Source organism: Streptomyces sp. WM4235 (genome assembly GCF_001279725.1).
Lineage (GTDB): Bacteria > Actinomycetota > Actinomycetes > Streptomycetales > Streptomycetaceae > Streptomyces.
Genome location: NZ_LGDE01000337.1, coordinates 25,570 through 51,403 on the forward strand (window position 1 = coordinate 25,570; position 25,834 = coordinate 51,403).

25 protein-coding genes are annotated in these 25,834 nt (G+C 72.5%); 10 read left to right on the forward strand and 15 right to left on the reverse strand.

Annotated elements, in window-relative coordinates; all coding sequences use genetic code 11:
* Positions 1-40 precede the first annotated feature (40 nt).
* Entirely contained in the window at positions 41-913 is an 873-nt protein-coding gene (gene purU / locus ADK55_RS21155; RefSeq protein ID WP_053680988.1) for a formyltetrahydrofolate deformylase, read from the reverse strand.
* Positions 914-927: 14 nt separating this feature from the next.
* Complete coding sequence (locus tag ADK55_RS21160) at positions 928-1,374, reverse strand: SCO4402 family protein (protein ID WP_053680990.1); 447 nt, start codon at positions 1,372-1,374, stop codon at positions 928-930.
* 198 nt (positions 1,375-1,572) lie between these two features.
* Here ADK55_RS21160 and ADK55_RS21165 point away from each other — a divergent pair, with 198 nt between their 5' ends.
* A complete protein-coding gene (locus tag ADK55_RS21165) occupies positions 1,573-2,847 on the forward strand; it encodes an ABC transporter substrate-binding protein (protein ID WP_053680992.1) in 1,275 nt (424 codons plus the stop codon).
* A gap of 60 nt (positions 2,848-2,907) precedes the next feature.
* Here ADK55_RS21165 and ADK55_RS21170 read toward each other — a convergent pair whose 3' ends face one another.
* Both ADK55_RS21170 and ADK55_RS21175 read right to left on the reverse strand, forming a co-directional pair.
* Positions 2,908-4,584 carry a hypothetical protein gene (locus ADK55_RS21170; protein WP_053680994.1) on the reverse strand — a complete coding sequence of 559 codons (1,677 nt, stop codon included), beginning with the start codon at positions 4,582-4,584 and terminating at the stop codon, positions 2,908-2,910.
* A 126-nt stretch (positions 4,585-4,710) separates the two neighbouring features.
* Positions 4,711-6,093: a hypothetical protein gene (locus tag ADK55_RS21175; protein ID WP_053680996.1), complete on the reverse strand. Its 1,383-nt coding sequence runs from the start codon at positions 6,091-6,093 to the stop codon at positions 4,711-4,713.
* 215 nt (positions 6,094-6,308) lie between these two features.
* On the opposite strand from ADK55_RS21175, the gene ADK55_RS21180 reads away from it, so the two are divergent.
* The 4 genes from ADK55_RS21180 (at position 6,309) to ADK55_RS38730 (ending at position 10,131) form a co-directional block, all read left to right on the forward strand.
* A complete protein-coding gene (locus ADK55_RS21180; RefSeq protein WP_078999219.1) occupies positions 6,309-6,986 on the forward strand; it encodes a bifunctional DNA primase/polymerase in 678 nt (225 codons plus the stop codon).
* A 114-nt stretch (positions 6,987-7,100) separates the two neighbouring features.
* Entirely contained in the window at positions 7,101-7,934 is an 834-nt protein-coding gene (locus tag ADK55_RS21185) for an ABC transporter ATP-binding protein (RefSeq protein WP_053680998.1), read from the forward strand.
* Positions 7,931-9,574 carry a hypothetical protein gene (locus ADK55_RS21190; RefSeq protein ID WP_053681000.1) on the forward strand — a complete coding sequence of 548 codons (1,644 nt, stop codon included), beginning with the start codon at positions 7,931-7,933 and terminating at the stop codon, positions 9,572-9,574. The genes ADK55_RS21185 and ADK55_RS21190 overlap by 4 nt, the downstream gene beginning before the upstream one ends.
* Entirely contained in the window at positions 9,496-10,131 is a 636-nt protein-coding gene (locus tag ADK55_RS38730; protein WP_159041503.1) for a hypothetical protein, read from the forward strand. Before ADK55_RS21190 ends, ADK55_RS38730 begins: the two co-directional genes overlap by 79 nt.
* Before the next feature lie 18 nt (positions 10,132-10,149).
* Here the strand turns inward: ADK55_RS38730 and ADK55_RS21200 are convergent, their stop codons facing one another.
* A complete protein-coding gene (locus ADK55_RS21200) occupies positions 10,150-10,590 on the reverse strand; it encodes an ATP-binding protein (RefSeq protein WP_053681004.1) in 441 nt (146 codons plus the stop codon).
* Positions 10,591-10,787: 197 nt separating this feature from the next.
* On the opposite strand from ADK55_RS21200, the gene ADK55_RS21205 reads away from it, so the two are divergent.
* Together ADK55_RS21205 and ADK55_RS21210 are read left to right on the forward strand one after the other, a co-directional pair.
* A complete protein-coding gene (locus tag ADK55_RS21205; RefSeq protein ID WP_053681006.1) occupies positions 10,788-11,654 on the forward strand; it encodes a helix-turn-helix domain-containing protein in 867 nt (288 codons plus the stop codon).
* Positions 11,651-11,851, forward strand: coding sequence for a DUF397 domain-containing protein (locus ADK55_RS21210; RefSeq protein WP_053681008.1), 201 nt, complete (start codon positions 11,651-11,653; stop codon positions 11,849-11,851). Before ADK55_RS21205 ends, ADK55_RS21210 begins: the two co-directional genes overlap by 4 nt.
* Here ADK55_RS21210 and ADK55_RS21215 read toward each other — a convergent pair.
* Both ADK55_RS21215 and ADK55_RS21220 read right to left on the reverse strand, forming a co-directional pair.
* Complete coding sequence (locus ADK55_RS21215) at positions 11,835-12,734, reverse strand: alpha/beta fold hydrolase (RefSeq protein WP_053681010.1); 900 nt, start codon at positions 12,732-12,734, stop codon at positions 11,835-11,837. The two genes, ADK55_RS21210 and ADK55_RS21215, sit on opposite strands and share 17 nt — an antisense overlap.
* 434 nt (positions 12,735-13,168) lie before the next feature.
* Positions 13,169-13,861, reverse strand: coding sequence for a metal-dependent transcriptional regulator (locus tag ADK55_RS21220; RefSeq protein WP_053681012.1), 693 nt, complete (start codon positions 13,859-13,861; stop codon positions 13,169-13,171).
* Between the two features lie 234 nt (positions 13,862-14,095).
* On the opposite strand from ADK55_RS21220, the gene ADK55_RS21225 reads away from it, so the two are divergent.
* Positions 14,096-14,851: an SIS domain-containing protein gene (locus tag ADK55_RS21225; protein ID WP_053681014.1), complete on the forward strand. Its 756-nt coding sequence runs from the start codon at positions 14,096-14,098 to the stop codon at positions 14,849-14,851.
* Between the two features lie 186 nt (positions 14,852-15,037).
* Positions 15,038-16,018: a CorA family divalent cation transporter gene (locus ADK55_RS21230; RefSeq protein ID WP_234350184.1), complete on the forward strand. Its 981-nt coding sequence runs from the start codon at positions 15,038-15,040 to the stop codon at positions 16,016-16,018.
* A 39-nt stretch (positions 16,019-16,057) separates the two neighbouring features.
* Here ADK55_RS21230 and ADK55_RS21235 read toward each other — a convergent pair whose 3' ends face one another.
* The 4 genes from ADK55_RS21235 to pdxH all read right to left on the reverse strand — a co-directional run bounded on the left by ADK55_RS21235 (position 16,058) and on the right by pdxH (position 19,904).
* Positions 16,058-16,732 carry a M15 family metallopeptidase gene (locus ADK55_RS21235; protein WP_234350185.1) on the reverse strand — a complete coding sequence of 225 codons (675 nt, stop codon included), beginning with the start codon at positions 16,730-16,732 and terminating at the stop codon, positions 16,058-16,060.
* Between the two features lie 75 nt (positions 16,733-16,807).
* The gene (locus ADK55_RS21240) at positions 16,808-18,142 is read right to left on the reverse strand and encodes a PAS domain-containing protein (protein ID WP_053681016.1); all 1,335 of its coding nucleotides are present in this window, start codon (positions 18,140-18,142) and stop codon (positions 16,808-16,810) included.
* Positions 18,143-18,259: 117 nt separating this feature from the next.
* The gene (locus tag ADK55_RS21245; protein WP_053681018.1) at positions 18,260-18,859 is read right to left on the reverse strand and encodes a PH domain-containing protein; all 600 of its coding nucleotides are present in this window, start codon (positions 18,857-18,859) and stop codon (positions 18,260-18,262) included.
* A gap of 382 nt (positions 18,860-19,241) precedes the next feature.
* Positions 19,242-19,904, reverse strand: coding sequence for a pyridoxamine 5'-phosphate oxidase (gene pdxH, locus ADK55_RS21250; protein ID WP_234350186.1), 663 nt, complete (start codon positions 19,902-19,904; stop codon positions 19,242-19,244).
* Positions 19,905-20,143: 239 nt separating this feature from the next.
* Here pdxH and ADK55_RS21255 point away from each other — a divergent pair, with 239 nt between their 5' ends.
* Positions 20,144-21,250, forward strand: coding sequence for a citrate synthase 2 (locus ADK55_RS21255; protein ID WP_053681020.1), 1,107 nt, complete (start codon positions 20,144-20,146; stop codon positions 21,248-21,250).
* Positions 21,251-21,321: 71 nt separating this feature from the next.
* Here the strand turns inward: ADK55_RS21255 and ADK55_RS21260 are convergent, their stop codons facing one another.
* From ADK55_RS21260 to ADK55_RS21275, 4 genes are all read right to left on the reverse strand, one after another.
* Positions 21,322-21,909, reverse strand: a complete 588-nt coding sequence (locus tag ADK55_RS21260) for a TetR/AcrR family transcriptional regulator (RefSeq protein WP_053681023.1) — start codon at positions 21,907-21,909, stop codon at positions 21,322-21,324.
* Positions 21,897-22,643 carry an enoyl-CoA hydratase family protein gene (locus ADK55_RS21265; RefSeq protein WP_053681024.1) on the reverse strand — a complete coding sequence of 249 codons (747 nt, stop codon included), beginning with the start codon at positions 22,641-22,643 and terminating at the stop codon, positions 21,897-21,899. The genes ADK55_RS21260 and ADK55_RS21265 overlap by 13 nt, the downstream gene beginning before the upstream one ends.
* 70 nt (positions 22,644-22,713) lie before the next feature.
* Complete coding sequence (locus tag ADK55_RS21270; RefSeq protein ID WP_053681026.1) at positions 22,714-23,874, reverse strand: acyl-CoA dehydrogenase family protein; 1,161 nt, start codon at positions 23,872-23,874, stop codon at positions 22,714-22,716.
* Positions 23,871-25,826 (reverse strand): biotin carboxylase N-terminal domain-containing protein, encoded by a 1,956-nt coding sequence (locus ADK55_RS21275; protein ID WP_053681028.1) that lies wholly within the window; start codon positions 25,824-25,826, stop codon positions 23,871-23,873. The genes ADK55_RS21270 and ADK55_RS21275 overlap by 4 nt, the downstream gene beginning before the upstream one ends.
* Positions 25,827-25,834 lie beyond the last annotated feature (8 nt).

A 25,834-nucleotide genomic window follows, 5' to 3' on the forward strand; every position in this document is an offset into this window, starting at 1 on the left:
CCGGCCCGCCCGTAGTGCCCGCGCAGCGGAGCGGCAGGGGTCAGGCGAAGACGACCGTGCGGGTGCCGTTCAGGAGGACGCGGTGCTCGCTGTGCCACTTCACTGCCCGCGCCAGCGCCTGGCACTCCACGTCCCGACCGATGGCCACCAGCTGGTCCGGCGTGACCTCGTGGCCGACCCGCTCGACCTCCTGCTCGATGATCGGCCCCTCGTCGAGGTCGGCCGTCACGTAGTGCGCGGTCGCGCCGATCAGCTTCACGCCCCGGGCGTGCGCCTGGTGGTAGGGCTTGGCGCCCTTGAAGCTCGGCAGGAACGAGTGGTGGATGTTGATGATCCGCCCGCTCAGCTCCTTGCACAGGGTGTCCGACAGCACCTGCATGTACCGCGCGAGGACGACCAGGTCGACCCGCTCGGCGCGGACCAGTTCCAGCAGTTCCGCCTCGGCGGCGGCCTTCGTGTCCTTCGTCACGGGGATGTGTACGAACGGCACGTTGTACGAGCCGACCAGCTCGGCGAAGTCGGTGTGGTTCGACACGACGGCCGCGATCTCGACCGGCAGCGCCCCGATGCTGGACCGGAAGAGGAGGTCGTTGAGGCAGTGGCCGAACTTCGACACCATCAGGACGATCCGCATGCGCTCGTCGGAGCGGTGGATCTGCCAGTCCATCCGGAAGGAGTCCCCGATCGCGGTGAAGCTGGCCCGCAGCTTGTCCACCGTGACCGGCGAGTCCGCCGTGAAGTGCACCCGCATGAAAAAGAGACCGGTGTCACGGTCGCCGAACTGTCGGCTGTCCTCGATGTTGCATCCGGTCATGAACAGGTAGCTGGACACGGCGTGCACAATGCCCTGCTTGTCCGGGCAGGACAGGGTCAGGACGTACTGCTGGGGCTGCTGCTGCGGGTCTGCGCTCATGACCCGACAGCCTTTCACACCGCGCGGGTGAGGATCCTCAGCACGTCGAGCGACGTCGGCGGTACGTCGGGGTCGTCCGCGTCCGCCGCGGCGAGCCGTACGTGGGCCTCGCGGGCGGCGCGTACCGCCTCGGGCCAGGCGTGGTGTTCCAGGTACGTCGACACGGGCGCGTCCGGTCCGACCTGGTGGAGGATCCGCAGTACGCGGAGCACGGCGAGGTCCACGACGGCCGCCTCGGCGGAGTCGCGGAAGATCGTGCCGACGTACTTCTCGGCGGACCAGCTGTCGAGCCAGGTGTCCTCGACGAGCCGGTACACGGCATCGGTGACGTCGCCGTAGCCTTCGACGCCGGTCGACCAGACCTCCTCCTGGAAGGCCGGGTCGGAGAGCATGTGCAGCGCCGAGCGCACATTGGCGCGCCAGCGCCACCACGGCATGTCGTTGAGGGGCATGCCGCCCATGGTGGAGGAGCGGCCGCCGCGGCGGGAAGAGTTCTTCGAACCTTGGGCGAATGTCACGCTTTCGATCGTACGTTCCCCCCACCTGCGATCTTGAGGCGCCCGGGCGTGCGAGGATGCCCCGGCAATTCACCCGGGCGTCACCGAATGTTGTGTACACCTCACTCTCCAGTTCCCCGTGGGGCGGAATGGTGCGTGGACATGACCAATCGGCGACGCACGGCGACCCTCACCCGCACCTTCCTGGCCACGGCGATGGGCGCGTGTCTCGTCGCCGGCTGCGGGACGCTCCCCGGGGACGCGGGGCAATCCGGGGGCACCCTCACGGTCATGACGTTCGCCCCGATGGGCACCAAAGCCACCAACATGCCGGGAATGCCCGGCATGGCCAAGGCGTACGAACGCTGGGTGAACGCCAAGGGCGGCATCAACGGCCACAAGCTGCGCGTCCTGACCTGCAACGAGAAGAACACCCCCACCGGCGCCGCCGACTGCGCGCGCGAGGCCATCGCCGAGAAGGCCGTCGCGGTCGTCGGCTCGTACAGCCAGCACGGCCGCGCCTACATGGCCCCCCTGGAGGCCGAGGGCATCCCCTTCATCGGCGGGTACGGGGTCTCCTCCGAGGAGTTCCAGAGCCCCCTGTCCTACCCCGTCAACGGCGGTCAGCCCGTCCTCCTCGCCGGCGCCGGCCACCAACTGGGCCGCGCCTGCTCCAAGGTGTCCCTGGTCCGCCCCGACACCCTCGCCGGCGACGCCCTGCCGGTCCTGCTCAACGCCGGCCTCAAGGCCAACAACGTGCCCGAGGCCGCCGACATCCGGGCCGCCGAGGACTCCGCCGACTTCGCCCCGCAGGCCCGGGAGGCGCTCGCCAACGTCTCCACCGGCAAGGACCGCAGTTGCGTCGCGGCCGTGCTCGGCGAGCGCACCGAGACCTTCTTCGACGCCTTCCGCCGCTCCGACGGCCGGCACGCGAAGGCGCAGATCTCCTCCGTGCTCGGCAGCGTCAGCCAGTCCCTGGTGGACCGCACCGGCGGCAAGGACAGCCCCTTCGAGGGCGCCTACCTGACCAGTTGGTACCCGGTGTCCACCGACCCGCTGTGGGAGCCCATGCGCAAGGTCATCTCCGAGCAGGCCTTCGGCGACGACACCCTCGACCCCGACGACAGCGGAGCGCAGACCACCTGGATCGCCTACTCCGTGCTGAACGAGATGGTGCGGCGCCTGGACCGGGGCGAGGACGTCACCGCGCGCCGGCTCACCCGCGCCCTCAACCAGGCCGAGAGCGTCAAGACCGGCGGCCTCACCCCCGACCTGAGCTGGCGCTACCAGGACCTGCGCGCCGTCGCCGGTTTCCCCCGGATCTCGAACGGCCGGGTCACCTTCCAGATCGTCCGGTCGGGGCGACTCGTCGCCCAGCCCGGCGAACAGACCCTGGACATGACCTCGACGCTGGAGCAGGCCCCCCGCGCGACGTGATCCCGGCGGGTCGCCCGTACCCGTACGCGCTCTCCGGCGTGCGCGTACGGGCGGCCCGGATCAGAGCTGCGACTTGTCCCGCTTGGTGAGCTCGTACTTGCCCGCGATCGAGTTCCACATGGCCGCGGCCGACTGCTTGGCCTTCGTCGCCTCGCCGCTCGACGCGTTGCCCTTGCCGGCGTTGGCGGTGGTCTTGGCCTTGCCGTCCTTGCAGTTGCCCTTGTCGTGGTCCACGTCGTCCGCCCAGGCCGCGTAGCTGTTGTCGGCCTCCGCCGACGCGTTCCAGGCCTTGGTGAGGGAGGCGGCGAGCCTCGCGTGGTTCGGCAACTTGTCCATCTTGAGGTCCTGGAGCTTGGTCACCAACTGCTCGCGCTGGAGGGCCGCGGCGCGCAGGTCGCCGGCAGCCTGTCCGAGGTTGGCGCAGCCCTTGATGTCCTCGACGGCCTTGATCACGGCGGCCCTGCTGTCGTTGCTCTCGGCGAGCAGCTTGTCGAGCTGTACGGCCTGGGGGCGGGCCGGGTCGACCGGAGCCTCCCCGACCGCCGCGGCCGACCCTCCGGTACCGGTCGGGGCGGCGGGCTCCGCGCCCGGGTCCGTGTTCTGCGCCTTGCCGTCCGACAACAGCGCGCCGACGCCGAGTCCGACCACCACGAGGCCCGTGATCACGGCGGCGATCACGGCCGGCGACACCTTGCGACCGGCCGGCGGCGGCGGGGGCGGCGGGGCGTGCTGGGCGTGAGGCTGCTGCTGGTACTGCGGCGGCATCGGGCGGCCGGGACCCTGGGGGCCCTGCCCGCGCGGCGGACGGGGCCGGGGCGGCTGCTGTCGCAGCACCGGCTCCTGGATCGGCGGCAGGTGCTGCGTGTGCCCGGCGGTCCCGTCGTCACCGCGGAACAACCCGTCGAAGCCCTCGGCGGCGTTGGGCCCCGGCCCGGGCGGGACGGGCGGGATGAACTGGGTGGCGGCCTCGGCGTGCGCGGGCGTGCCCGGGCCCGAGGGGACCGGCGGTATGTACTGGGTCGCGTCCTCACCGGCACCGGCACCCTGCCCCGGACCGGAACCCGGGCCGGAGGGGACGGGCGGGATGTACTGGGTCGCGTCCTCACCGGCACCGGGACCCTGCCCCGGACCGGAACCCGGACCGGAGGGGACGGGCTGGATGAACTGCGTCGCGGCCTCGGCGTGCGCCGGCGTACCCGGACCACCGGAGGGGACCGGCGGTATGTACTGCGTCGCGTCCTCACCGGAACCGGCACCCTGCCCCGGACCGGGACCCGGACCGGAGGGGACGGGCTGGATGTACTGCGTCGCGGCCTCGTGCAGCGGCGGCGGGTAGCCGTAGCCGGGCTCGCCGGCCCGCTGCGCCGGGTCCTCCTGCGGCGGGTACCCGTAGGCGGGCCCGGGCTGCTGCTGCTGCTCGTACTGCTGCGGGTACGGCTCCTGCCGCGAGTACTGCTCCTGCCGCTGGTACGGCTCCTGCTGCCCGTACTGCTGCCCCTGCGGGTAGCCCTGGTACTCCTGGGCCGGGGCCTGCTGGTAGCCCTGGTGGTCCTGGTACTGCTGCTGGGGCGCCGGCGGCTGCTGGGGCTGCTGCGGGGACTCCTGTCCCCGCACCGGCTCCGGGTCCTGGAGCGCGTAGTCGTCCTGTTCCCGGTACTCCGGCTGCTCCGGATATGCCGGATCCGGACCCCACGGCGCCCCTGACCGGGGGGCGCCCCCTCGTCCGTTCTGCGTCACCGGGAGACTCCTTCTCCGACTTGTCCGAACCTACGGAACCGTCGGGTCACGCTACCCGGTCATCCGCCGTCACCGGCAGGCCCACCCGAACCTTCCACTTCACCCACCCCGCCCGGGGCCGGTCCCTCAGGCGGGTTGCACCGCGGGCCGGGCCCCGAATTCCCGCACCGAGGCCTCGTCGCGGTACGGCTCCAGCCTCGTCCGGAAGTCCTCCAGGTACTCCATTCCGCGCCGCGACCGCAGCGATCCCAGGAGGTCGGCGGCCTTCGCCGCCGTCTGGCATGCCTGCTCCACCTCCCGCTGCTGGACCTGCGCCGCCGCCAGCAGCAGCATGCCGATCGCCCGGCGGCGGGCCTTGGTCTCCGGAAGGCCCCGCAACGCCTCCTCCGCCCGCCTGGCCGCCGCGTCGGCCTGCCCCAGGTCCCGGTGGCAGTGCGCCAGTTCGTCCGCGAGGTAGGACTGGTCGAAGTGGCGGATCCAGGAAGGGTCGTCGCCGGTCTCCGGCTCCGCCCGTTCCAGCGCCGTCACCGCCCTCCCGGACAGCACCGCCGTGGCCCGGGTGTCGCCCATCAGCGCGTGCCCGCGCGCCTCGGCCGCGTAGAACATGGACTCCACCCGCGGGGTGACCTGCCCCCGCGTGCCTTCCTGGGCGGCCCGCGCCAACTGCGAGATCTCCCGGGGATTGCCCAGCTCGGCCGCGAGGTGGCTCATCGAGGCGGCCAGCACGTACCCGCCGTACGCGCGGTCGCCCGCGGCCTGGGCGAGACGCAGCGCCTGGATGTAGTAGCGCTGGGCCAGGCCGGGCTGGCCGGTGTCCACCGCCATGTAGCCGGCGAGTTCCGTCAGCCGTGCCACCTCCGCGAACAGCGCCCGGCCGACCGGTTCCCGGTAGGAGCCGCCGATCAGCCCGGACACCACGGAGTTGAGGTAGTGCACGACGACGGGCCGCACGTGACCGCTGCCGAAGCGGTGGTCGAGTTCCTTGAGCGCCTCGGTGGTCGCCCGTACCGCGTCCACGTCGGACATCCCGACGCGCGAGCCGCCGCTGCGTGCCACCTGCGGGTCGGCGCCGGTGATCAGCCAGTCGCGGCTCGGTTCGACGAGCGCGGACGCCGCCACGCTCGATCCGGAGAGGAAGTCGCGCCGGCCGACGTCACTGCGCCACAGCTCGCAGACCTGCTCGATGGCACCGATCACCGTCGGGGAGAACTGCAGGCCGACGCCGGAGGCGAGGTTCTTGCCGTTGGCCATGCCGATCTCGTCGATGGTGACGGTCCGGCCGAGTTTGCGCCCGAGCGCCTCGGCGATGATGCCGGGCGCCCGGCCGCGCGGTTGTTGGCCGCGCAGCCATCGGGCCACGGAGGTCTTGTCGTAGCGCAGATCGAGGCCGTGCTCGGCCCCGCACATGTTCACGCGCCGGGCGAGCCCGGCGTTGGAGCACCCGGCTTCCTGGATGAGCGCCTGCAACCGTTCGTTCGGTTGACGGGCGACGAGAGGCCTGGCTGCCATGAAAAACCCCCTGAAGCCGCGGGAGAGCGTAGGAATGATCACTTCCCGCCTGATGTGCGGAGAATCTTCCCCTCTGCGTTGCGTGGCTACCCGCGGACCGCGCCCCGACCTCCCACGCGCCCCCGCCCATGCACCGGTGCGCCCCGTATGCAGGATCGATGTTCCGTCCACGGGCCGGTTTACGCCCGTAACCCCAGGTGATCGCGAGAGTTGTGATGGGCGTGGAAGAGACCATCGGAGTCACGGAGACCGCACCCATCCCCAAGCAGCGCGGCAAGCAGCTGCTGGACCATGCCGTGCGGTACGCGGAAGAACGGCACTGGGATGTCTTCGCCGGCACCTGGTTGGAGGCGGCCGACGGCCGGGAGATCTGCTCCTGCGGAACCGCGGACTGCGCGGCGCCCGGCGCCCACCCGACGGTGAAGGACTGGGCCGCACAGGCCACCGGGAGCGCGGTGCAGGTCCGGCGGATCTGGGCGAAGCAGCCCGAGGCCTCGATCCTGATGCCGACGGGGCGCACGTTCGACGCGCTGGACGTCCCGGACTCCGCCGGCTTCCTGGCCCTGGCCCGACTGGAACGCATGCAGCGCACCCTCGGGCCGGTCGCCCTCACCCCCGACCACCGGATGCTCTTCTTCGTCCTGCCGGGCGCCGGCGTGAAGGTGCCGGACCTCGTACGGAAGTCGGGCTGGTCGCCCGCCGCGATCGACCTGGCCGCCCGGGGCGAGGGCGAGTACGTGGCCGCGCCGCCCACCCGCTTCGGCGGCCGGGGCTCGGTGCAGTGGGCCCGCAAGCCCACGCCCGCCAACCGGTGGCTGCCGGACACCGAGGAACTGATCGACGCCCTCGCGTACGCGTGCGGCAGTCACGCCCGGGACCTGCGCACCGCCTGAGCGCACCGCGGAATTCTCCGAGAAGTTCATGACATAAGTAACTGCTGCCGCCTCTCCCCCTCCTCCTATGGTGAGGAACGTAGGACCACGGGGAACGGAACGAGAGGCACGCGCATGCCCGACCAGGCTGACGCCACGACGAGCAGGACGGACGGCGGGACGGGTGGCGTGCGATCCGCGCCGCACGCCGCCGTACGCATCGAGGGACTGTGGAAGCGGTTCGGCGAGCAGGTGGCCGTCTCCGGCATCGACCTGGAGATCCCGGCGGGCCGGTTCATCGGGCTCGTCGGACCCAACGGTGCGGGCAAGACCACCACCCTGTCGATGATCACGGGTCTGCTGCGCCCCGACGCGGGGCGTGTCCTCGTCGCGGGGCACGACGTCTGGGCCGATCCCGTCGAGGTGAAGTCGAGGATCGGCGTCCTGCCCGAGGGGCTGCGCCTGTTCGAGCGACTCTCCGGACGTGAACTCCTCGGCTACATGGGCCGGTTGCGCGGTCTGCCGGGTGAGGAGACCGACAAGCGGGCGACGCAGCTGCTCGACGTGCTGGACCTCGCCGGCTCCCAGCACAAGCTGGTCGTGGACTACTCGACGGGCATGCGCAAGAAGATCGGCCTCGCGGCCGCGCTGCTGCACAACCCCGAAGTGCTCTTCCTGGACGAGCCGTTCGAGGGTGTGGACCCGGTGTCGGCGCAGACCATCCGCGGCGTGCTGGAGCGCTACACCGCGTCCGGCGCCACCGTGATCTTCTCCTCCCACGTGATGGAGCTGGTCGAGTCGCTGTGCGACTGGGTGGCCGTCATGGTCGCGGGCCGGATCCGCGCCGCGGGCCCGCTGGCCGACGTACGGGGCGACGCGCCGTCCCTCCAGAGCGCCTTCCTCGGGCTCGTCGGCGCCCAGGATCGCGCCTCCGGCGACTCCCTGGACTGGCTGGGCGGCGCCCGATGACCGCCACCGCCTCCGTCACCGCCCCCACCACCGCGGCGACCCACGCCGTCTCCCTGACCCCGCTGTTCGTGCGGCTCAAGCTGTCCCTGCTGAAGAACGGCCTGAAGGGCTCCTCGAAGCGCAAGGCCGTCTGGATCTCCAGCCTCGTCTTCGCGCTCGTCGTCGCGTTCTTCATGACGCTGGGCCTGTCCCTGCTGCACGGGCACACGCACGCCGGCACCGTCGTGGTGCTGCTCGCGGCGATCCTGGCGCTCGGCTGGGCCTTCATGCCGCTGTTCTTCCCGACCGGCGACGAGACCCTCGACCCGAGCCGGCTGGTCATGCTGCCGCTGCACCCGCGTCCGCTCGTACGGGCCCTGCTGGCCTCCTCGCTGGTGGGCATCGGCCCCCTGTTCACGCTCTGCCTGGCCATCGGCTCGGTGGTCGCCGTCGCGCGGGGCGCCGCGGGAGTGGCGGCCGCCGTGGTGGCCGTCCCGCTGCTGCTCCTCGGCTGCGTCGCGCTGGCCCGCGCGGTGGCCACGGCCAACGTGCGGCTCCTGTCCAGCCGCAAGGGACGCGACCTGGCCCTGCTCAGCGGCCTGTTGATCGCGATCGGCGCGCAGGTGGCGAACTTCGCGAGCCAGCGGCTGTTCCAGGCCGGCGGCCTGACGCAGTTGGAGCCGGCCGAGGCCGTGGTGCGCTGGCTGCCGCCGGCGACGGCGGTCGGCATGGTCGACTCGGTGAGCGACGGCGACTACGCGGTCGCCGCCGCCCAACTGGCCCTCACACTGGTGGCCCTGGCCGCGCTGATCTGGTTCTGGGAGCGCAGCCTGACCAGGCTGATGGTGACCCCGGACGGCTCCACCATCGCGGCGGCCGAGCCGCACAAGGACCGCGGTGACCGCGGTGACGGCGGAGTCTGGGCCTTCCTGCCGGCGGGCCGCACGGGCGCGGTCATGCAGCGCAGCCTGCGCTACGCGATCCGCGACCCGAAGACCAAGGCGTCCTGGGCGTCGGCGCTGGCCATCGGCCTGATCGTGCCGGTCTTCAACGCCCTCCAGGGCACCGGCTCCGTGTACCTCTCCTGCTTCGGCGCGGGCATGCTCGGCGTCCAGATGTACAACCAGTTCGGTCAGGACACCTCGGCGTTCTGGATGGTCGCCCAGACCATCTCGTCCCCGCGTGACGCGTTCGTCGAACTCCGGGCCCGCGCCTACGCGCTGGCCCTGATCACCGTCCCGTACACGGTGCTGGTCACGGCCGTCACCGCCTGGCTGCTCGGCGACTGGAACGCGTTCCCGGCCGGTCTGGGCATGTGCCTGGCGCTGGTGGGTTCGATGATGTGCACGGGCTCGCTGGCCTCGGCGCACTTCGCGTACTCCATCCCGACCGACGGGGCCTTCAAGAACGTCGTCCCGGGCCAGGCCGGCCTGGCCTGGATGGGGATCTTCGGCGGCGTGCTGGTCTCGGCCGTGATCTGTGCGCCGATGATCGCCCTCACGATCTACCTCGGGGCGACGGACCAACAGTCCCTGACCTGGATCCTGCTGCCGCTGGGCATCGCCTGGGGCACCCTGACCACGTGGGCGGGCGTGCGCATCGCCGCCCCCGCGGTGTCCCGCAAGCTCCCGGAGATCCTCGTGGCGGTCAGCAAGGGCTGACACGCCGCTCGACACTTCGAAGGCCCCGCCCGGCCCGCCGGACGGGGCCTTCGGCGTCCCCCGACGGAAACATCTGGACCGCGTACGGCGACGAGGGCATCTTCGGCAGCCACCCCGAGTCCCGGGGCGCCCTGGCGGGGTGGGGCCCCGACGGTCGCGCCCTCTGGTCACCTCGGCAGCCCTTCCCCGAGGGGCCCGTCAACGGTTCCACGGCCGCCACGGACGGCGCGTACGTCTGGACGGCCTGGTACTGCCGCTCGGGCACCTACCTGACCCGGATCACCCCCGCCACGGGCGAGACGAGGAGTTGGCCCACTCCCCTGCGGAGGGTGGACGGCCTCGCCGTGCGCGGCGACCGGGCCGTGCTGACCTCGCGGGAACACGACCGGCCGTGGACCGAGGTCGTACGGATCGAGCTGCGCGACAACGGGACGTGCGCGGTGACCGGTCGGGACCGGCAGCGGCTGCCCGGCCACGTGGTCATGCACTGCGGGCAGGGCCGGGACGGCACGCTGCTGCTGCGCGCCGGTGACACGTGGGTCCGCATCGAGGCCTGACCTGCCGCGACCTCCTCCCTAGGGTCCGCACTCGACCCAGAGCAGCTTGCCGCGGTGCGCGCCGTCGAGCCGGTACGCGCCGTAGCGCTCCGCGCAGAGCCGTACGAGGAGCAGCCCGCGCCCGTCCTCGGCGTCGGTGTCGTCGGTGTCCTCGGCGTCGGGGCCGGGCGGGGCGGGCACCTTCGTGAAGGGCGCCGGGATGGCCGGGTTGGTGTCCCAGACGCCGACCCGGACCCGCTCGGGGGCCATCGCGCGGACCCGCAGCGCGCAGGGACCGCGGGAGTGCCGGTAGGCGTTGGAGACCAGCTCGCTGGTCAACAGCTCGGCGGTGTCGGTCAGCCGCGCCATCCCGTGGCCCCGCAGCACGGCGCGCAGGGTACTGCGGGCGATGCCGGCGGCCCGCGGATCGTGGGGAAGACGGAGGGTGTAGGCCCAGGACGGAGTTACGGTTGCGTCCATGGAAGTCTCCGATCGAGGAGGAGAGTTGGACCGTGTACATGCGGTGCCCGGTGACCAGGTCGCTCCGTCGAGCGGGGTACTTCCGGGCGGTGGCCTGCCACCACAATAGGCACTCCGCTTAAGTATTTAGGCGGTTCTCGCTGAATGCACTCTCCGCCCACTCGTGTGGGTGACACTTCCTCGCGGAGGAACGCACGATGCCCATGCGCAGCAGCCCCACCGCGCGTCAACTGCGCTTCGCAGCCGAGCTGCGCAGGATGCGCGAGCGTGCCGGACTGTCCTCGGCCGAAGCCGCCGGCCTGCTCGGCATCAAGCCGAACCAGGTCAGCAACATGGAGGCGGCTCGGTTCGGTGTGAGTCCCGAGCGGGTGCGCACACTGGCGTGCCACTACGACTGCACGGACACCGAGTTGATCGAGGCACTGGTCGCGATGACCGGTGAGCGCAAGGGCGGCTGGTGGGAGGAATACCGTGAACTGCTTCCGGCCGGCTGGCTCGACCTCGCCGAACTGGAGCATCACGCACAGGGGTTGCGTGACTCGATCACCATGCACGTGCCCGGTCTGCTCCAGACTCCCGAGCACGCCCGCGAGATCTTCCGGCAGGCCGTCCCGGCCCTGCCACCACCGGACGTCGAGCATCGCGTCTCGTTCCGCGTGAAACGTCAGCGGATCCTGTTCGGGGACACGCCGACGCCCTACCAGGCGATCATTCACGAGGCCGGGCTCCGCATCGCCGTGGGCGGGCCGGCCATCGCGCAGGCCCAGTTGCGACACTTGCTCGACATGGGCGAGCGGGAGCACGTGACCATCCGCGCCATTCCGTTCTCGGCCGGAGCGGTACCGGGGTCCGGGCAGTCGTTCTACTACGCGCACGGGCGAGTGCCCCAGCTGGACTCCGTACAACTGGATCAGTCACACGGTGTGGTGTTCCTGGACGCCGAGTCCCAACTCGCCAAGTATCGGCTCCTCTTCGAACGCATCGAAGCGGTGTCCCTGCCCCCGGATCACACACGAGACCTGATCGCCGACATCGCCCGACACCTGCGAAAGGAAGCCCCATGACCCACCACGACTGGTACCGGTCCTCCTACTGCGCCGAGGGCAACTCCTGCGTCTACGTCACCGTCGCCCCCGACGGCCGGGTCCTCGTCGCGGAGCGCGGCGACCCCGGCGAACCGGGCGATCCCGGCCACCGGGTCCTGCGGACCAGCGCCGCCGCGTGGACGGCGCTGGTCGCGGAGGTCAGGACGAGGTCTTGACCCCCGCCAGGAACGACTGCAGGACTCCCCGCCACGCGTCCGGCTGGTCGTAGTGGAGGTAGTGGCCGGCGTCCGGGATCTCCGCGTACTGGCCCTCCGGGAGGACCCGGACCATCTCCTGGGCCTCGGCGCGGCCCAGTTCGCCGTCCAGACCCCGGACGACCAGGGTCGGGCAGCGGACCTGGGCCAGCTCCTCCCAGTGCGCGTCGTGGACCCACGTCTCGCGGGCCGTCAGCATCTGGCGGCGGGAGAACACCGGGCGCCAGCCGTCGGGGGCCTGGTGCATGACCTCGGCGAAGAACGCGCCGCGCCCCGGATCGGGGCGTTCCACCCGGGGGTCGTCCTCGCCGAACCAGCGGCGGGCGGCGTCCTGGGTGGGGAAGGGGAGGGGCCAGCGGCGGAACCATTCCTCCCATTCCTGCTGCGAGGCCTCCCCCAGGGCCGAGGCCCGCATGTCGCAGATGACCAGGGCCTCCACCAGGTCGGGGCGGCGGGCGGCGAGCTGCCAGGCGGTCAGGGCGCCCATGGAGTGGCCGATCAGGGTCACGGGGGCGAGGCCGAGGCGCTCGACGACGGCCTCGGCGTCGGCCACGAAGGCCTCGCGCCCGAAGGGGGTCGGGTTGCCGGGATCGGCCGCGGGGCCGGCGCTCTGGCCGTGGCCGCGCTGGTCGAGGGCGATCACGCGGTGGTGTTCCGCGAGCCAGCGGGCGGTACCGGCCCAGTGCAGGGCACGGCCCATCAGACCGTGGAGTAACAGGACCCCGGGCCGCTCCCGCTCGGTGGGCACCTCGGGGGCGGTACCCGGCTCGCCCGCCGGCTCGCGGAACTCCCAGGCGGCCAGGCGTACGCCGTCGGCCCCAGTCACATCGATGCGCTGTACCACCGCAGATGCACCCCCTTCGCTCCCGGCCAGAGTATCGAACCCGTATTCGAGAACGGGTCTCTCGCCGACAACACCGCTCTTTCGAGTGACCTTGCTCAAGGATTGGCCGCCACTGCCGATGGAGATCCTTTCAACAGGGAGGCGGGCCGCTTGGGGAAGACGGTCCGAAGGGGATGACCTTGAGAGCTCGGGGCTCCAGGTCAGCAAGGGGAGGATCGGTCCCGGCGCCGCAAGGCGCCGGGACCGCCCACATCCAAGGTCGTCACAGTCTCGTGTCGTCACACTCTCGTGTCGTCACGGTCTCGTGTCGTCACAGTCTCGTCGCGTCCGAGGCGGCCAGAGCACGGCCGTGGTCACGCCCTTGGCTCTGTCCTACCTCGTACCGACCAGTACTACGCCCGTTCGGAGGACCCGCCAAGGGTCCGCGCCAAAGGTCAGCGCTTCGCCACGAAGACGTGCGAGGCGACCTCGGAGTCGAGTTCCGCCGCCTCTCCGCCGCTGCCGACCAGCACCCCGCCCGGGGACTCCGTCACGCTGACCACGGAGCCGGGCTGCACGCCGGCGCGCCGCAGCGTGTACATCAGCTGGGCGTCCGTCTGGATCGGCTCGCCGATCCGGCGCACGACCACCGTCTTGCCCTCGGCGCCCGGGTCCAGCTCGGCGAGGCTGACCATGCCGTCCTCCAGGAACGGATCGGCCTCGGCCTTCTCGCCCAGCTCCTCCAACCCCGGGATCGGGTTGCCGTACGGCGACTCGGTCGGGTGACGCAGCAGCTCCAGCACCCGCCGCTCCACCGCCTCGCTCATCACGTGCTCCCAGCGACAGGCCTCGGCGTGCACCTGCTCCCACTCCAGGCCGATGACGTCGACGAGGAGGCACTCCGCGAGCCGGTGCTTGCGCATCACGCGCGTCGCCAGCCTGCGCCCCTCCTCGGTCAGCTCCAGGTGCCGGTCGCTGGCGACCGCCACCAGGCCGTCGCGCTCCATCCTCGCGACCGTCTGGCTCACCGTCGGGCCGCTCTGATCGAGCCGCTCGGCGATACGGGCGCGCATGGGGACAACACCTTCCTCTTCCAGTTCGAGGATGGTGCGGAGATACATCTCCGTGGTATCGATCAGTCCGGACATTCGTGCCCCTCGGATTGCGTGCGCTGGCCCTGCCCCCAATTCTGACGCATCGCGCCGACAACCGTCCCGTGCCGAGCGTCGAGGCCCGTACCGGACGTCTCGGGTCCCGGTCCCGCGGCCCACTCGGGGCCCTTTCGTCCCACGATTGACGTTCGTATTGACACGCCCTTGGTCCAGACCGCACGGTGAGCGGCGAACACGGACGCACCTCACCCCTGGAAGGGCCTTCGGCGTATGAGCGAGAGCAAGTTGGCCGGGCAGTTCTTCGACGCGGCCATCGGCCTGCTGGAGCGGGTGCGCGACGAGGAGGCGGCACGGATCGCCGAGGCCGGCGTGATCATCGCCGACGCCGTCGCCTCCGGGAAGCGGCTCTTCGCCTTCGGGGCCGGGCACTCCTCGCTGCCCGCCCAGGACGTGGTCTACCGGGCCGGCGGGCTCGCCCTGATGAACTTCCTCGCCGTCCCCGGCACCGCCGGCATCGACGTCATGCCCGCCACTCTCGGCAGCGCCCTGGAACGCGTGGACGGCCTCGCCGGCGCGGTCCTCGACAGCAGCCCGGCCTCCGACGGCGACGTCCTCGTGATCATCTCCCTCTCCGGGCGCAACGCCCTGCCGGTGGAGATGGCCATGAACGCCCGCGCCATCGGACTGAAGGTCGTCGGGGTGACCTCGGTGGCGTACGCGACCGAGACCAGGTCGCGGCACGTATCGGGCACCTTCCTCAAGGACCACTGCGACATCGTCCTGGACAGCAAGATCGCGGTCGGGGACGCCGAACTGAGCATCGACGGCATCGACGCGCCCTTCGCCCCCGCCTCCACCGTCGTGACCAGCGCGATCATGCAGGCCGTGATGGCGGCCGCCGCCGGCGAACTGGCCGCGCGCGGCGTCGAGCCCCCGCTGCTGCGCTCGGGCAACGTGGACGGCGGACACGAGTGGAACGGCCGCGTCATGCAGGAGTACGGCGACCGGATCTTCTTCCGGCACTGAGGGCGCGGCTTCCGGCACTGTGGGCGCGGCGCGCCCCGGGTCACGCCGTCACCCGTTCCACGACGTCACCTGTTCGGGGAGGCGTTGCCGGGCGAATGCGTCACCGCGGTTGCGCGGGGTCACGCCGGGTGGAGTCTGGGAAGGACCGCACCGGCCCACCCACGGCGAGGGACGATGATCGTATCGATGGTCTCCATGCCGGAGGGCGTCATGACGCGTGCCCCCGTCTCGGAGGCGCGCGAGCGGCTCGCGGCCTCCCGGTTCCTGCTCGTGGACGTGGAACTGCCCGAGGAGACCCCGCCCGACGAACAGCCTCTGGCCCGCCTGCTCGGTCTGGAGGAGGAGGACCTGACGTGGCTCGGCAGGGAGGGTGAATTCGCCCGGGCCGAGTTCCTCGGGGACAGCGCCGCGTTCGTCGTGCCCTCGGTCGAGGCGGGTCGGATCATCCATCTCCACGCCGTGGTGACCGAGCGGTACCTCCTCACGGCGCACCGGGGGCCGACCGGGCTGGTGCGCGACCTCGCGGCCCGCTTCCCGCACGAGAAGCCGACCGACGCCGTGGCCATGCTGTTCCTGCTGCTGGACGCCGCCCTGGAGAGCTACCGCCGGGCCGCGGTCCAGGCCCTGCTGGAGGTGGAGGACCTGGAGAACGACATGTTCCACCAGCGGGAACCCGAGCAGCTCTACCGTCTGGCCCGGCTGCGCCGCACCGCGGCCCTCCTGCACCACACGCTCCTCCCCTACCACCGGGTGGCGGAGGAGACCGTCACGCGCCGGATGCTGAACGACGCCTTCCCGGAGACGCGCCAGCGGCTCGTCCGCGAGTACCAGCGCACCGCGCGGCTGGTGCTCACCGACATCGAGTCCCTCCAGGAGGCCGCCCGACGGGCCTTCGGCAGCTACTCCTCGCTGGTGTCGGGCGACCAGAACGGCGTGATCAACCGACTGGCGATCGTGTCGACGATCTTCCTGCCGTTGACCTTCCTGACGGGGTTCTTCGGCATGAACTTCGCCTACCTGACGGACGAGATCGAGAGCGGGGCCGTCTTCTGGCTGCTCGCCGTGGGGCTCCAGGTGGCCTTCCTGATCCTCGCGCTGTACGCGCTGCACCGCACCCGCATCTGGCGCAGGCTGCGCGACGACGACGGCCGCGACGACGACGCGTAGCGTGCGGGCCGTGTCGCCCGGGTCCCGGGACGACAGGGCCTAGCCGCCGGTCTCGGAGAAGTGCTGGTAATCCGGGTTGCTCCAGCGTCCGCCCCAGTACCAGCCGATCTCCCGGAACGCACGGGTGACGACGTCGCCCGCGCGGATCATGCCGGGGGCGGGGTGGTCGCGGTCCAGGTGCGCGCGGGCCGCGGGCGGGTGGACGTCGCCGTCGCGGTCGACGTACGGATTCTCGACGGGGTTGATGTCGACGGCGTCGCCGTAGGAGTGCCGGGAGAGCCGGCCCGGGTCGCCGGTGACCCGGCGACAGTTGAAGGCGGAGGTGTTGTCGGCGGCCATCGACGCGTCGTCGTCGCCGCCGTACGCGGCCGTCACCCGCATCCGCCGGATCGGGAACCCGGCCTCGAAGGCCTTGCCGAAGACGTGCAGCAGCGGGCGGACGGCCCGCTCGTGGACGACCATCTCGCCCTGGTGGACCTTGCCGTCGAAGCCCCAGTGGTTCATCCGGATCAGCCGCAGCCGGTCGGCCGGTACGGGGCAACCCGCCCGGTGGGTGACGCCGAGCGAGCCCGCCGGGACGGCCGTGACGCGCGCGCCGAGTTCCCGGTTCGGGGCCTGGAAGCGCGGCGCCGGGGGCGGCGAGGTGCAGGACAGGGCGGTGGCGCACAGGACGACGACCGCTGCCGGGACGCGCACGGTGGAGGTGTGGCGCACCGGATCACGGTAGGCGGGCGGTCCGCCCGGTGCGGCCCGCCACGCAGGGCGCGACGCTCCCGGCGTCGGGGGCCCTCAGTGCCGGTCGCGGGTCCGGCCCGCCAGGTCGAGGTCCGCGGCCACCCGGGCGGCGACCTCCTCCGCGTACAGGGCGTCGGCCCGCTCGAAGGCGGCCCGCGAGGTCCCGCGCAGGAAGGTCAGCGCGCCCAGGGTGCGGCCCCTGCTGCGCAGTACGGTGCACAGCGCGTGCGCCGCGTCCTCGGGCCAGTGGCGCGCCTTGGCCCAGCCGTCGGTCGGTTCGCCGCCGGGGGCGCTGGTGCGTACCGGGCCGATCCGGTCCAGGGCCTGGAGCGCCGGGTGCATGGGCGCGTACCGCAGGGGGATCGCGCCGGGCCCCGGCAGCAGCAGGGTCTGGCCGGACGCCGACGCCGCCGCCCGGACGAGTCTGCGGCGGCGCCCGGGGTCCGCGCCCGTCTCTTCGAGCACGTCGACCAGGGCGTGTTCCGCGAAGCCGGCGAGGGCGAAGTCCAGGCGTACGGCGGCCGCCTCGGCGGGGTCCTCGCATTCGGCGGCGGCCCGGCCGGCCCGGTACAGCTGGTTGGCCCGGAACCGCGACTGTCCGGTGTCGAGCGCGGCCCGGCGGGCCTCGGTGACGTCCTGGAACAGCCAGCCCACGCCGAGCGGCACGGGCTCCTCCGCGAGGGGCGAGGCCAGCCGCAGGAACCCGCAGCGCCAACAGCGCCGGCGCACCCCCTCGGGGGTGCGGACGGACACCCACAGCTCGACGGGCGACGGCGGCGCGCCCTCCGCCAGCACGTGCTGGAGGGCGCCCTCCAGTTCCTCGACGCCCTGGGTCAGCAGTTCGCCGAGCGGCCGGCCGAGGAGCGCGGTGCGACCGGAGCCGAACGCGCGGGCGGCGTGGGTGTTCACCACGGCCGGGCGCAGGTCCACGTCCACCAGGACGACGCCCCAGGAGGCGTCCTCCATCAGGGCCTCGCTGAGGGCGATGGAACGCTCCAGGTCGATCTGCGCGTGGACCTCGCTGAACGCGCAGTAGACGCCGGCGGGTTTGCCGTCCGCGCCCGGGACGCCGGCGGACTGGGTGCGGACGAGGACCCGGCCGCCGTCCTTGGTCAGCAGCGCGAACTCGTTCACCTGCCGTCCCGGCGCGTCCTGGGCGGACATGATCCGGTCCTCCACGTCGTGCGCGTCGGCGGCGCGCACCGCCCAGCCCGCGAACCCGCGCCGGCCCACCGCCTCGGCGGCGGACCAGCCGAGGATCCGCTCGGCCTCGCGGTTCCAGTGGGTGATCACGCCGTCGGAGTCGAACGCGCACAGCGCGGCGTCCATCCCGTCCAGCAGCGCTGCGAGCAGATCGTCGGTGGTCTCGTTACGTCCGGAAGCACTCACCTGGCACCCCCTGCAGGTGTTCGCGTGTGCGGCACGTCGGATCATTCAACTGGAACGTGACACAGCCCACACCCGCTTCCCGGAATCATCCCGGTATGTCCCCGAGGGGCAGGCCGCTCAGCCGGCGAACAACGACACCATCGCGACCACGAAGACCACCACGATGATCATGACGATCCAGAGGTAGGTCTTCCGTACGCGCCGGTCGCGGACGTCGTGCCGCGCGATGCGGCGCACCGCCTCCGGGTCCTGCGCCCAGTCCGGACCGCGCAGCTCCTCCCAGGCGGCGCGCAGGGCGCCGACCTCGCGGGCGACGTCGACGTGGTTGTCGTCGACGTACATCAGCTGGACGCGGCGGCCCGCGTCGTCGTAGGCGTACGAGATGACCGTCGGCTGGTTCTTCGCGGTGTGGGCGCTCGGGTTCGGGGCGGCGCGGATGTCCTGGACCTCCTCCCAGGCCAGCCTGCGGGTCCCGGTGAAGCGGCGGACCCGGATCCCCTTGAGGTCGGCGGAGGTGGAACAGCGTTTCGCGGCCACGACCAGCCATCCGAAGAAGGCCAGCACCAGGGCCACGACCAGGGACTTCACCCACCCCGGGGTGTTCTCCATGTTCAGCACGGTCAGCAGCACGCCCGGTGTGCCGATGCCGACGGCGACGTACACGCCGGCCATCTGCTCCGAGCGGACCCGGTACTCCCGCGGCAGCCGTGTGCTCATGACACCCTCCCCGTTTCCCCGCGCGGGACGCCAGTGTAGGGAGCAACTCAGGGCTCGGTAAGGGGAGTTGTGTGGCCCGAATTAATAAGTTGAGGGACCCGGGGAGGGGTCGTAGGCTCTGCGGTACACGAGAAGGGAGGTGGTTCCCGAAATGTACGGAAACCGGACGCGTGAGGTGGCTGCGGGCTAAAGCGCCCGTCGTCGCACGCACCCAGTGCGGTGCCCGGCGGGAACGCCAGGCGCCAATCCCAAGCAGTCACCCGACCCGCGGGCTCGCCGGTACGTCCGGCCGGCTCCTCTCACTGCAGGAGAGGAACCAGAGCCCGCGGGTCGTCTGCGTTCTCGCCCCTCGCCCCCTCGCCCCCTTTGGCCGCCCGGCGGCTCACGGGCAGAGTCGCTCGACCCGCCACTTCCCGCCCTCACGGACGTAGCGCAGCCGGTCGTGCAGCCGGTTCTCATGGCCCTGCCAGAACTCCACCGCGTCCGGGACCACCCGCAGGCCGCCCCACTCCGGCGGCACCGGGACCTGCTCCCCCTCCGGATAGCGCTCCGCCAGCTCCGCGTACCGCCGGTCCAGCTCGGCGCGGGAGCCGATGACGCGGGACTGCTCGCTCGCCCAGGCGCCCAGCTGGGAGCCGTGCGGGCGGGAACGGAAGTACGCGGCCGTCTCGTCCCGGCCGATGCGCGCGGCCGTGCCGGTCACGATCACCTGGCGGGCGATCGGGTGCCAGGGGAACAGCAGCGAGGCGTACGGGTTCGCGTCGAGTTCGCGGCCCTTGCGGGAGCCGTGGTTGGTGAAGAAGACGAAGCCCCGCTCGTCGAACTGCTTCAGCAGCACCGTGCGGGAGCTGGGCCGCCCGTCGGGGGTCGCCGTGGAGACGACCATCGCGTTGGGTTCGAAGAGGTTCGCGTCGGCGGCCTCCTGGAACCACAGGGAGAACTGCGCCATCGGGTCGTCGGCGAGGCCGTCCACGTCGACGAGCTGCGAGCGGTACTGCTTGCGCATGGCGGCGGGGTCAAGGTCCTGATCGGTCACGCCGGCCATCCTGCCGCAGTCCTCCCCCGTCGGCTCCCCCGCCGGCCGTCGGGGGGCGTTCTCCCGGCGGAGGTGTGCCGTATGTCACGCTTCCGAACGACAAGCGGAACGGACAAAATCTTGGGGCCGGTCCGAGGGTCCCCGTGAGGGTGACCGACGGCCGTGCCGGGCATCAACGGGGATGACCGCGCCGGACCGCGAATCACGCCGGGAGCCGCGCGTGTTCGCACTATCTGAGGAGCCGCCTGATGTCCGACTTCGTACCCGGGCTCGAAGGGGTCGTCGCGTTCGAGACGGAGATCGCCGAGCCCGACAAGGAGGGCGGATCGCTCCGCTACCGGGGGGTGGACATCGAAGACCTGGTCGGCCACGTCTCCTTCGGGAACGTCTGGGGCCTGCTGGTCGACGGTGCTTTCAACCCCGGCCTGCCGGCCGCCGAACCGTTCCCGATCCCGGTCCACTCCGGTGACATCCGTGTCGACGTGCAGTCCGCGCTCGCCATGCTCGCCCCCGTGTGGGGTCTGAAACCGCTCCTCGACATCGACGAGCGCACCGCCCGCGACGACCTGGCGCGCGCGGCCGTGATGGCACTGTCGTACGTCGCCCAGTCCGCCCGCGGGCAGGGCCTGCCGATGGTCCCGCAGAAGGAGATCGACAAGGCCGGGTCCGTCGTCGAACGGTTCATGATCCGCTGGCGGGGCGAGCCGGACCCGCGGCACGTCAAGGCCGTCGACGCGTACTGGACCTCGGCCGCCGAGCACGGCATGAACGCCTCCACCTTCACCGCCCGCGTCATCGCCTCCACCGGCGCCGACGTCGCGGCGGCCCTGTCGGGGGCGGTCGGCGCCATGTCGGGCCCGCTGCACGGCGGGGCGCCCTCGCGCGTCCTCGGCATGATCGAGGAGATCGAGCGCACCGGCGACGCCGTGGCGTACGTGAAGAAGGCCCTCGACAAGGGCGAGCGCCTGATGGGCTTCGGGCACCGCGTCTACCGTGCCGAGGACCCGCGTGCCCGCGTGCTGCGGCGCACCGCCAAGGAGCTGGACGCCCCGCGCTACGAGGTGGCCGCCGCCCTGGAGAAGGCCGCGCTGGAGGAGCTGCACGCGCGCCGTCCCGACCGGGTGCTCGCGACGAACGTGGAGTTCTGGGCCGCGATCATGCTGGACTTCGCGGAGGTGCCGGCGCACATGTTCACCTCGATGTTCACGTGCGCCCGCACGGCCGGCTGGTCGGCGCACATCCTGGAACAGAAGCGCACCGGGCGCCTCGTGCGTCCGTCGGCCCGCTACACCGGTCCCGGCGTGCGCAACCCGCGCGAGATCGCCGGCTACGCGGACATGGCCGAGACGGCCTGACGCCGCAGGGTCACGTACAGGGCGACGGCACCGCACCCGGGACGGGGTGCGGTGCCGTCGCCGTGTCCGCCTCAGGTCAGCGCGGAGTCCAGGATCCGGGCCCACTGGGCGACGACGCGGGCCCGGCGGGCCGTGTCGTCGGTCAGCACGTTCGCCAGCCCGAGGCCGCGCGCCATGTCCAGGAGCCCCTGCACGGTCTCCCGGACGCCCGGTACCGACTCGTCCGCGCCCAGCAGCTCGACGGCGATGCGGTGGGTCTCGCGGCCGACCCGGGCCTCGAGCTCGGTCACCCGGGGACGCAGCTGCTCCTCGTTGGAGGCGGCGACCCACAGTTGGAGCGCGGCCCGGAAGAGCGTCCCGGTGTACATGTCCACCAGTGCCTCGACCACCACGGGCCGGGCCGCCGGTCCGGCCTGGAAGAGGGTCCGCACGGCGGTGGATCGTTCCTCGGCCACGTACTCGACGGCGGCCGTGAACAGGTCCTCGCGGGTCGGGAAGTGGTGCTGGGCCGCGCCCCGCGAGACGCCGGCGCGCTCGGCGACGACCGCGACGGTGGAACCCGCCCAGCCGTGCTCGGCCAGGCAGGAGACGGCGGCCTCCAGGAGGTGGCGGCGGGTCACCCGGCTGCGGGCCTGCTTGGGTCCGGTCACAGTGCCCACGAGGGGTCCCGGCGCTCGAAGCGGGCTCCGATGCCCTCGCGTGCCTCGGCGGAGCCGAAGTGGCGGGCGGACAGCTCGGTGAGCGCCGCCCCGTCCCGGGCCAGGGCGGCCCGGACCGGGGCGGTGACCAGTTCCTTGGTCGCGGCGAGGGCCTCCGGGCCGGCCTTGCGCAGTCCCGCGAGGACGGGGGCGAGCAGCTCGTCGACGTCCTCGCCGGCCGCGCCGTGCAGGCTCAGCAGGCCGATCCGGGCGGCTTCCGCCGCGTCGAACGCCTCGGCGGTCAGGAAGTACCGGGAGGCGGCCCGGGGGTCCAGGCGCGGCAGCAGCGGCGCCGAGATGACGGCCGGGACCACGCCGAGGTGCGTCTCGGTGAAGGCGTACGTGGAGCCCGGTCCGGCCGCCGCGATGTCGCAGGCACCGAGCAGGCCGAGACCGCCCGCCCGGACGTGTCCGGTGACGCGGGCGACGACCGGCTTGGGCAGCTCGGTCAGCTCGGTGAGCAGGGCCACGAAGTCCGCCGGGTCGCACGGGGACTTCAGGTCGGCGCCGGCGCAGAAGGTGGTGCCGGTGTGGGTGAGGACGACGGCCCGGGTCGCGGGGTCGGCGCCCGCCTCGGCGAGGGCCGCGCGCAGAGCGGCGACGAGGTCCGCGGAGAGCGCGTTGCGGTTGGCCGGGGAGTCGAGCGTGAGCGTGGTGATGCCACGGTCGTGGGCTGCGCCGACGAGGGGGGTCATGCCGTTCCTCCGGTGGGGCTCGTGCCGGTCGTGGCGCCGCCCTCCCGTGGGGGCGGCGCCCGGTGCGGTGCTAGTACGACTTGGGCAGGCCGAGGGTCTGGTGGGAGACGAAGTTGAGGATCATCTCCCGGCTGACGGGGGCTATGCGGGCGACGCGGGAGGCGGTGATCAGGGAGGCCAGGCCGTACTCCCGGGTGAGGCCGTTGCCGCCCAGGGTGTGCACGGACTGGTCCACCGCCCGTACGCAGGCCTCGGCGGCAGCGTACTTGGCCATGTTGGCGGCCTCTCCCGCGCCCATGTCGTCGCCGGCGTCGTAGAGCGCGGCGGCCTTCCGCGTCATCAGGCGGGCCAGTTCCAGTTCGATGTGGGACTGGGCCAGCGGGTGCGCGATGGCCTGGTGGGCCCCGATGGGTTCCTTCCACACCCGGCGGGTCTTGGCGTAGTCCACGGCCTTGGCGAGGGCGTACCGGCCCATGCCGATCGCGAAGGCGGCGGTCATGATCCGTTCGGGGTTGAGTCCGGCGAACAGTTGGAGGAGTCCGGCGTCCTCGTCGCCGACCAGGGCGTCGGCGGGCAGCCGCACCTCGTCCAGGACCAGCTCCCACTGCTTCTCGGCGGCCTGGAGTTCCATGTCGATGAGGGAGCGGGAGAAGCCGGGGGTCTCGCGCGGGACGATGAACAGGCAGGGCTTGAGGCTGCCGGTCCGCGCGTCCTCGGTGCGGCTCACGATGAGCGTGGCGTCGGCGATGTCCACGCCGGAGATGAACACCTTGCGGCCGTTCAGCACCCAGTCGTCGCCGTCGCGGCGGGCGGTGGTGGTGATGCGGTGGGAGTTGGAGCCGGCGTCGGGTTCGGTGATGCCGAAGGCCATGGTGCGGGTGCCGTAGGCGAGGCCGGGGAGCCAGGTCCGTTTCTGGGCCTCGGTGCCGAAGCGGGAGATCACCGTGCCGCAGATGGCCGGTGAGACGACCATCATCAGCAGCGGACAGCCGGCGGCGCCCAGTTCCTCCAGGACGATGGAGAGTTCGGCGATGCCGCCGCCCCCGCCGCCGTACTCCTCGGGGAGGTTGACGCCGAGGTAGCCGAGCTTCGCGGCGTCGGCCCACAGTTCGTCGGGGTGGCCGCCCTCACGGGCGACCCGGGCGAGGTACTCGCGGCCGTACCGCTTGCCGAGGGCTGCGACGGCGGAGCGCAGGGCCTGGTGTTCTTCGGTCTCTACGACGGTGCTCATGCGGGCGTTTCCTCCTGGACTACGGCGAGCAGGGCGCCGAACTCGACCTGTTGGCCGGTGGCGGCGTGGAGCGCGGTGAGCGTGCCGGAGGCGGGCGCGACGATGCGGTGTTCCATCTTCATCGCCTCCAGCCAGAGCAGGGGCTGTCCGGCGGTGACCGCCGAGCCGGGGGTCAGGCCCTCGGCGACGCGGACGACGGTGCCGGGCATGGGGGCGAGCAGGGAGCCCGGTTCGGTGCGGTCCCGGGGGTCGGAGAACCGGGGCAGGCGGGTGAGGGTGTGGGCGCCGAGCGGGGAGTCCACCCAGATCTCCGCGGCCCCCACACCCCCCTTGTTCGATTTGTGTTTCACGTGGAACACCCGTCGGACCCCGTCGACTTCGAGGGTGACCAGCTCGGGCGCGGCGGCCAGGACGCGGACGCCGGGGTGGCCCACGGGGACCGGGGGGCCGCTGCGGGCCGGGTGGTAGCCGACCTCGTACGGGGCGCCGGCGATCTCGTAGCGGCGGGTCTGCGGTTGGGAGACGACGTTGCGCCAGGCGCCGACGCGGGCGGCGAGCGGGGCCCCGGCCGCGGGCGCCGCGTCGGCGAGGGCGGCGGCGAGCGCGGCCAGGGCCGGGGCGGCGTCGTCGGGGTTCTCGGCGGTGAGGGCGTCGAGGTGGCGTCCGTAGAAGCCGGTGTCGAGCCGGGCGGCGGTGAACTCGGGGTGGCGCAGGGACCGTACGAGCAGGTCGCGGTTGGTGGTCAGGCCGTGGACCCGGGCGCCGGCCAGGGCGTGGGCCAGGATGCGTACGGCCTCGGCGCGGGTCGGGGCGTGGGCGATCACCTTGGCGAGCATCGGGTCGTAGTGCACGCCGACGGTGTCCCCGTCGGTGAACCCGGTGTCCACACGGACCGCCCCGGGGACGGCCAGGGTGTGCAGGACGCCGGTCTGCGGGCGCCAGTCCCGGCCCGGGTCCTCGGCGTACAGCCGGGCCTCGACGGCGTGACCGACCGCCTCCGGGGGTTCCGTCGGCAGGGCCGCGCCCTCGGCGACGCGCAGTTGCAGGGCCACCAGGTCGAGGTCGAAGACGGCCTCGGTGACGGGGTGTTCCACCTGGAGGCGGGTGTTCATCTCCAGGAAGTACGGGCGGCCGTCGGCGGTGACGAGGAACTCGACCGTGCCCGCGCCCTGGTAGGACACGGCCCGGGCGGCGGCCACGGCGGCCTGGTGCAGGCTCTCGCGCAGCGGCGCCGGGAGCCCCGGGGCCGGGGCCTCCTCGATGACCTTCTGGTGGCGGCGTTGCAGGGAGCAGTCACGGGTGCCGAGGGCCCAGACGGTGCCGTGGGCGTCCGCGAGGATCTGCACCTCGACGTGCTGGCCGCGCTCCACGTAGGGCTCGGCGAACACCTCGCCGTCCCCGAAGGCCGACCGGGCCTCGGCGCGGGCGCCCTCCAGCTCCTCCTTGAGCAGGTCGAGGTCCCGTACGACGCGCATCCCGCGGCCGCCGCCGCCCGCCGCGGCCTTCAACAGCAGGGGCAGGTCGGCGGGGCCGGCCTGCGCCGGGTCGACGGGTTCGAGGAGCGGCACCCCGGCGGCCCGCATGAGGTCCTTGGCCCGGGTCTTGGAGGCCATGGCCTCGATGGCCTCGGGCGGCGGGCCGATCCAGGTCAGCCCGGCGGCCCGTACCTCGCGGGCGAAGTCGGCGTTCTCGGAGAGGAATCCGTAGCCGGGGTGGACGGCGTCGGCGCCCGCCGCGAGAGCGGCCTTGACGACCAGATCGCCGCGCAGGTAGGTGTCGGCGGGGGCCGCGCCCGGCAGCCGGACCGCCGCGTCGGCGGACCGGACGTGCAGGGCGTCCGCGTCGGGGTCGGAGTGCACGGCGACGGTGGCCAGGCCCAGGGCGCGGGCGGTGCGGAAGATCCGTACGGCGATCTCGCCCCGGTTGGCGACGAGCAGGGAGGTGATGGTCATCTGCGGGC

Bases quoted from the DNA above. Each gene is read 5' to 3' on its own strand.
- purU (WP_053680988.1), bottom strand. From the start codon at position 913: ATGAGCGCAGACCCGCAGCAGCAGCCCCAGCAGTACGTCCTGACCCTG.
- ADK55_RS21160 (WP_053680990.1), bottom strand. From the start codon at position 1,374: ATGGGCGGCATGCCCCTCAACGACATGCCGTGGTGGCGCTGGCGCGCC.
- ADK55_RS21165 (WP_053680992.1), top strand. From the start codon at position 1,573: ATGACCAATCGGCGACGCACGGCGACCCTCACCCGCACCTTCCTGGCC.
- ADK55_RS21175 (WP_053680996.1), bottom strand. From the start codon at position 6,093: ATGGCAGCCAGGCCTCTCGTCGCCCGTCAACCGAACGAACGGTTGCAG.
- ADK55_RS21180 (WP_078999219.1), top strand. From the start codon at position 6,309: ATGGGCGTGGAAGAGACCATCGGAGTCACGGAGACCGCACCCATCCCC.
- ADK55_RS21185 (WP_053680998.1), top strand. From the start codon at position 7,101: ATGCCCGACCAGGCTGACGCCACGACGAGCAGGACGGACGGCGGGACG.
- ADK55_RS21190 (WP_053681000.1), top strand. From the start codon at position 7,931: ATGACCGCCACCGCCTCCGTCACCGCCCCCACCACCGCGGCGACCCAC.
- ADK55_RS21200 (WP_053681004.1), bottom strand. From the start codon at position 10,590: ATGGACGCAACCGTAACTCCGTCCTGGGCCTACACCCTCCGTCTTCCC.
- ADK55_RS21205 (WP_053681006.1), top strand. From the start codon at position 10,788: ATGCCCATGCGCAGCAGCCCCACCGCGCGTCAACTGCGCTTCGCAGCC.
- ADK55_RS21210 (WP_053681008.1), top strand. From the start codon at position 11,651: ATGACCCACCACGACTGGTACCGGTCCTCCTACTGCGCCGAGGGCAAC.
- ADK55_RS21220 (WP_053681012.1), bottom strand. From the start codon at position 13,861: ATGTCCGGACTGATCGATACCACGGAGATGTATCTCCGCACCATCCTC.
- ADK55_RS21225 (WP_053681014.1), top strand. From the start codon at position 14,096: ATGAGCGAGAGCAAGTTGGCCGGGCAGTTCTTCGACGCGGCCATCGGC.
- ADK55_RS21230 (WP_234350184.1), top strand. From the start codon at position 15,038: ATGGTCTCCATGCCGGAGGGCGTCATGACGCGTGCCCCCGTCTCGGAG.
- ADK55_RS21245 (WP_053681018.1), bottom strand. From the start codon at position 18,859: ATGAGCACACGGCTGCCGCGGGAGTACCGGGTCCGCTCGGAGCAGATG.
- pdxH (WP_234350186.1), bottom strand. From the start codon at position 19,904: ATGGCCGGCGTGACCGATCAGGACCTTGACCCCGCCGCCATGCGCAAG.
- ADK55_RS21255 (WP_053681020.1), top strand. From the start codon at position 20,144: ATGTCCGACTTCGTACCCGGGCTCGAAGGGGTCGTCGCGTTCGAGACG.
- ADK55_RS21265 (WP_053681024.1), bottom strand. From the start codon at position 22,643: ATGACCCCCCTCGTCGGCGCAGCCCACGACCGTGGCATCACCACGCTC.
- ADK55_RS21270 (WP_053681026.1), bottom strand. From the start codon at position 23,874: ATGAGCACCGTCGTAGAGACCGAAGAACACCAGGCCCTGCGCTCCGCC.
- ADK55_RS21275 (WP_053681028.1), bottom strand. From the start codon at position 25,826: ATGACCATCACCTCCCTGCTCGTCGCCAACCGGGGCGAGATCGCCGTA.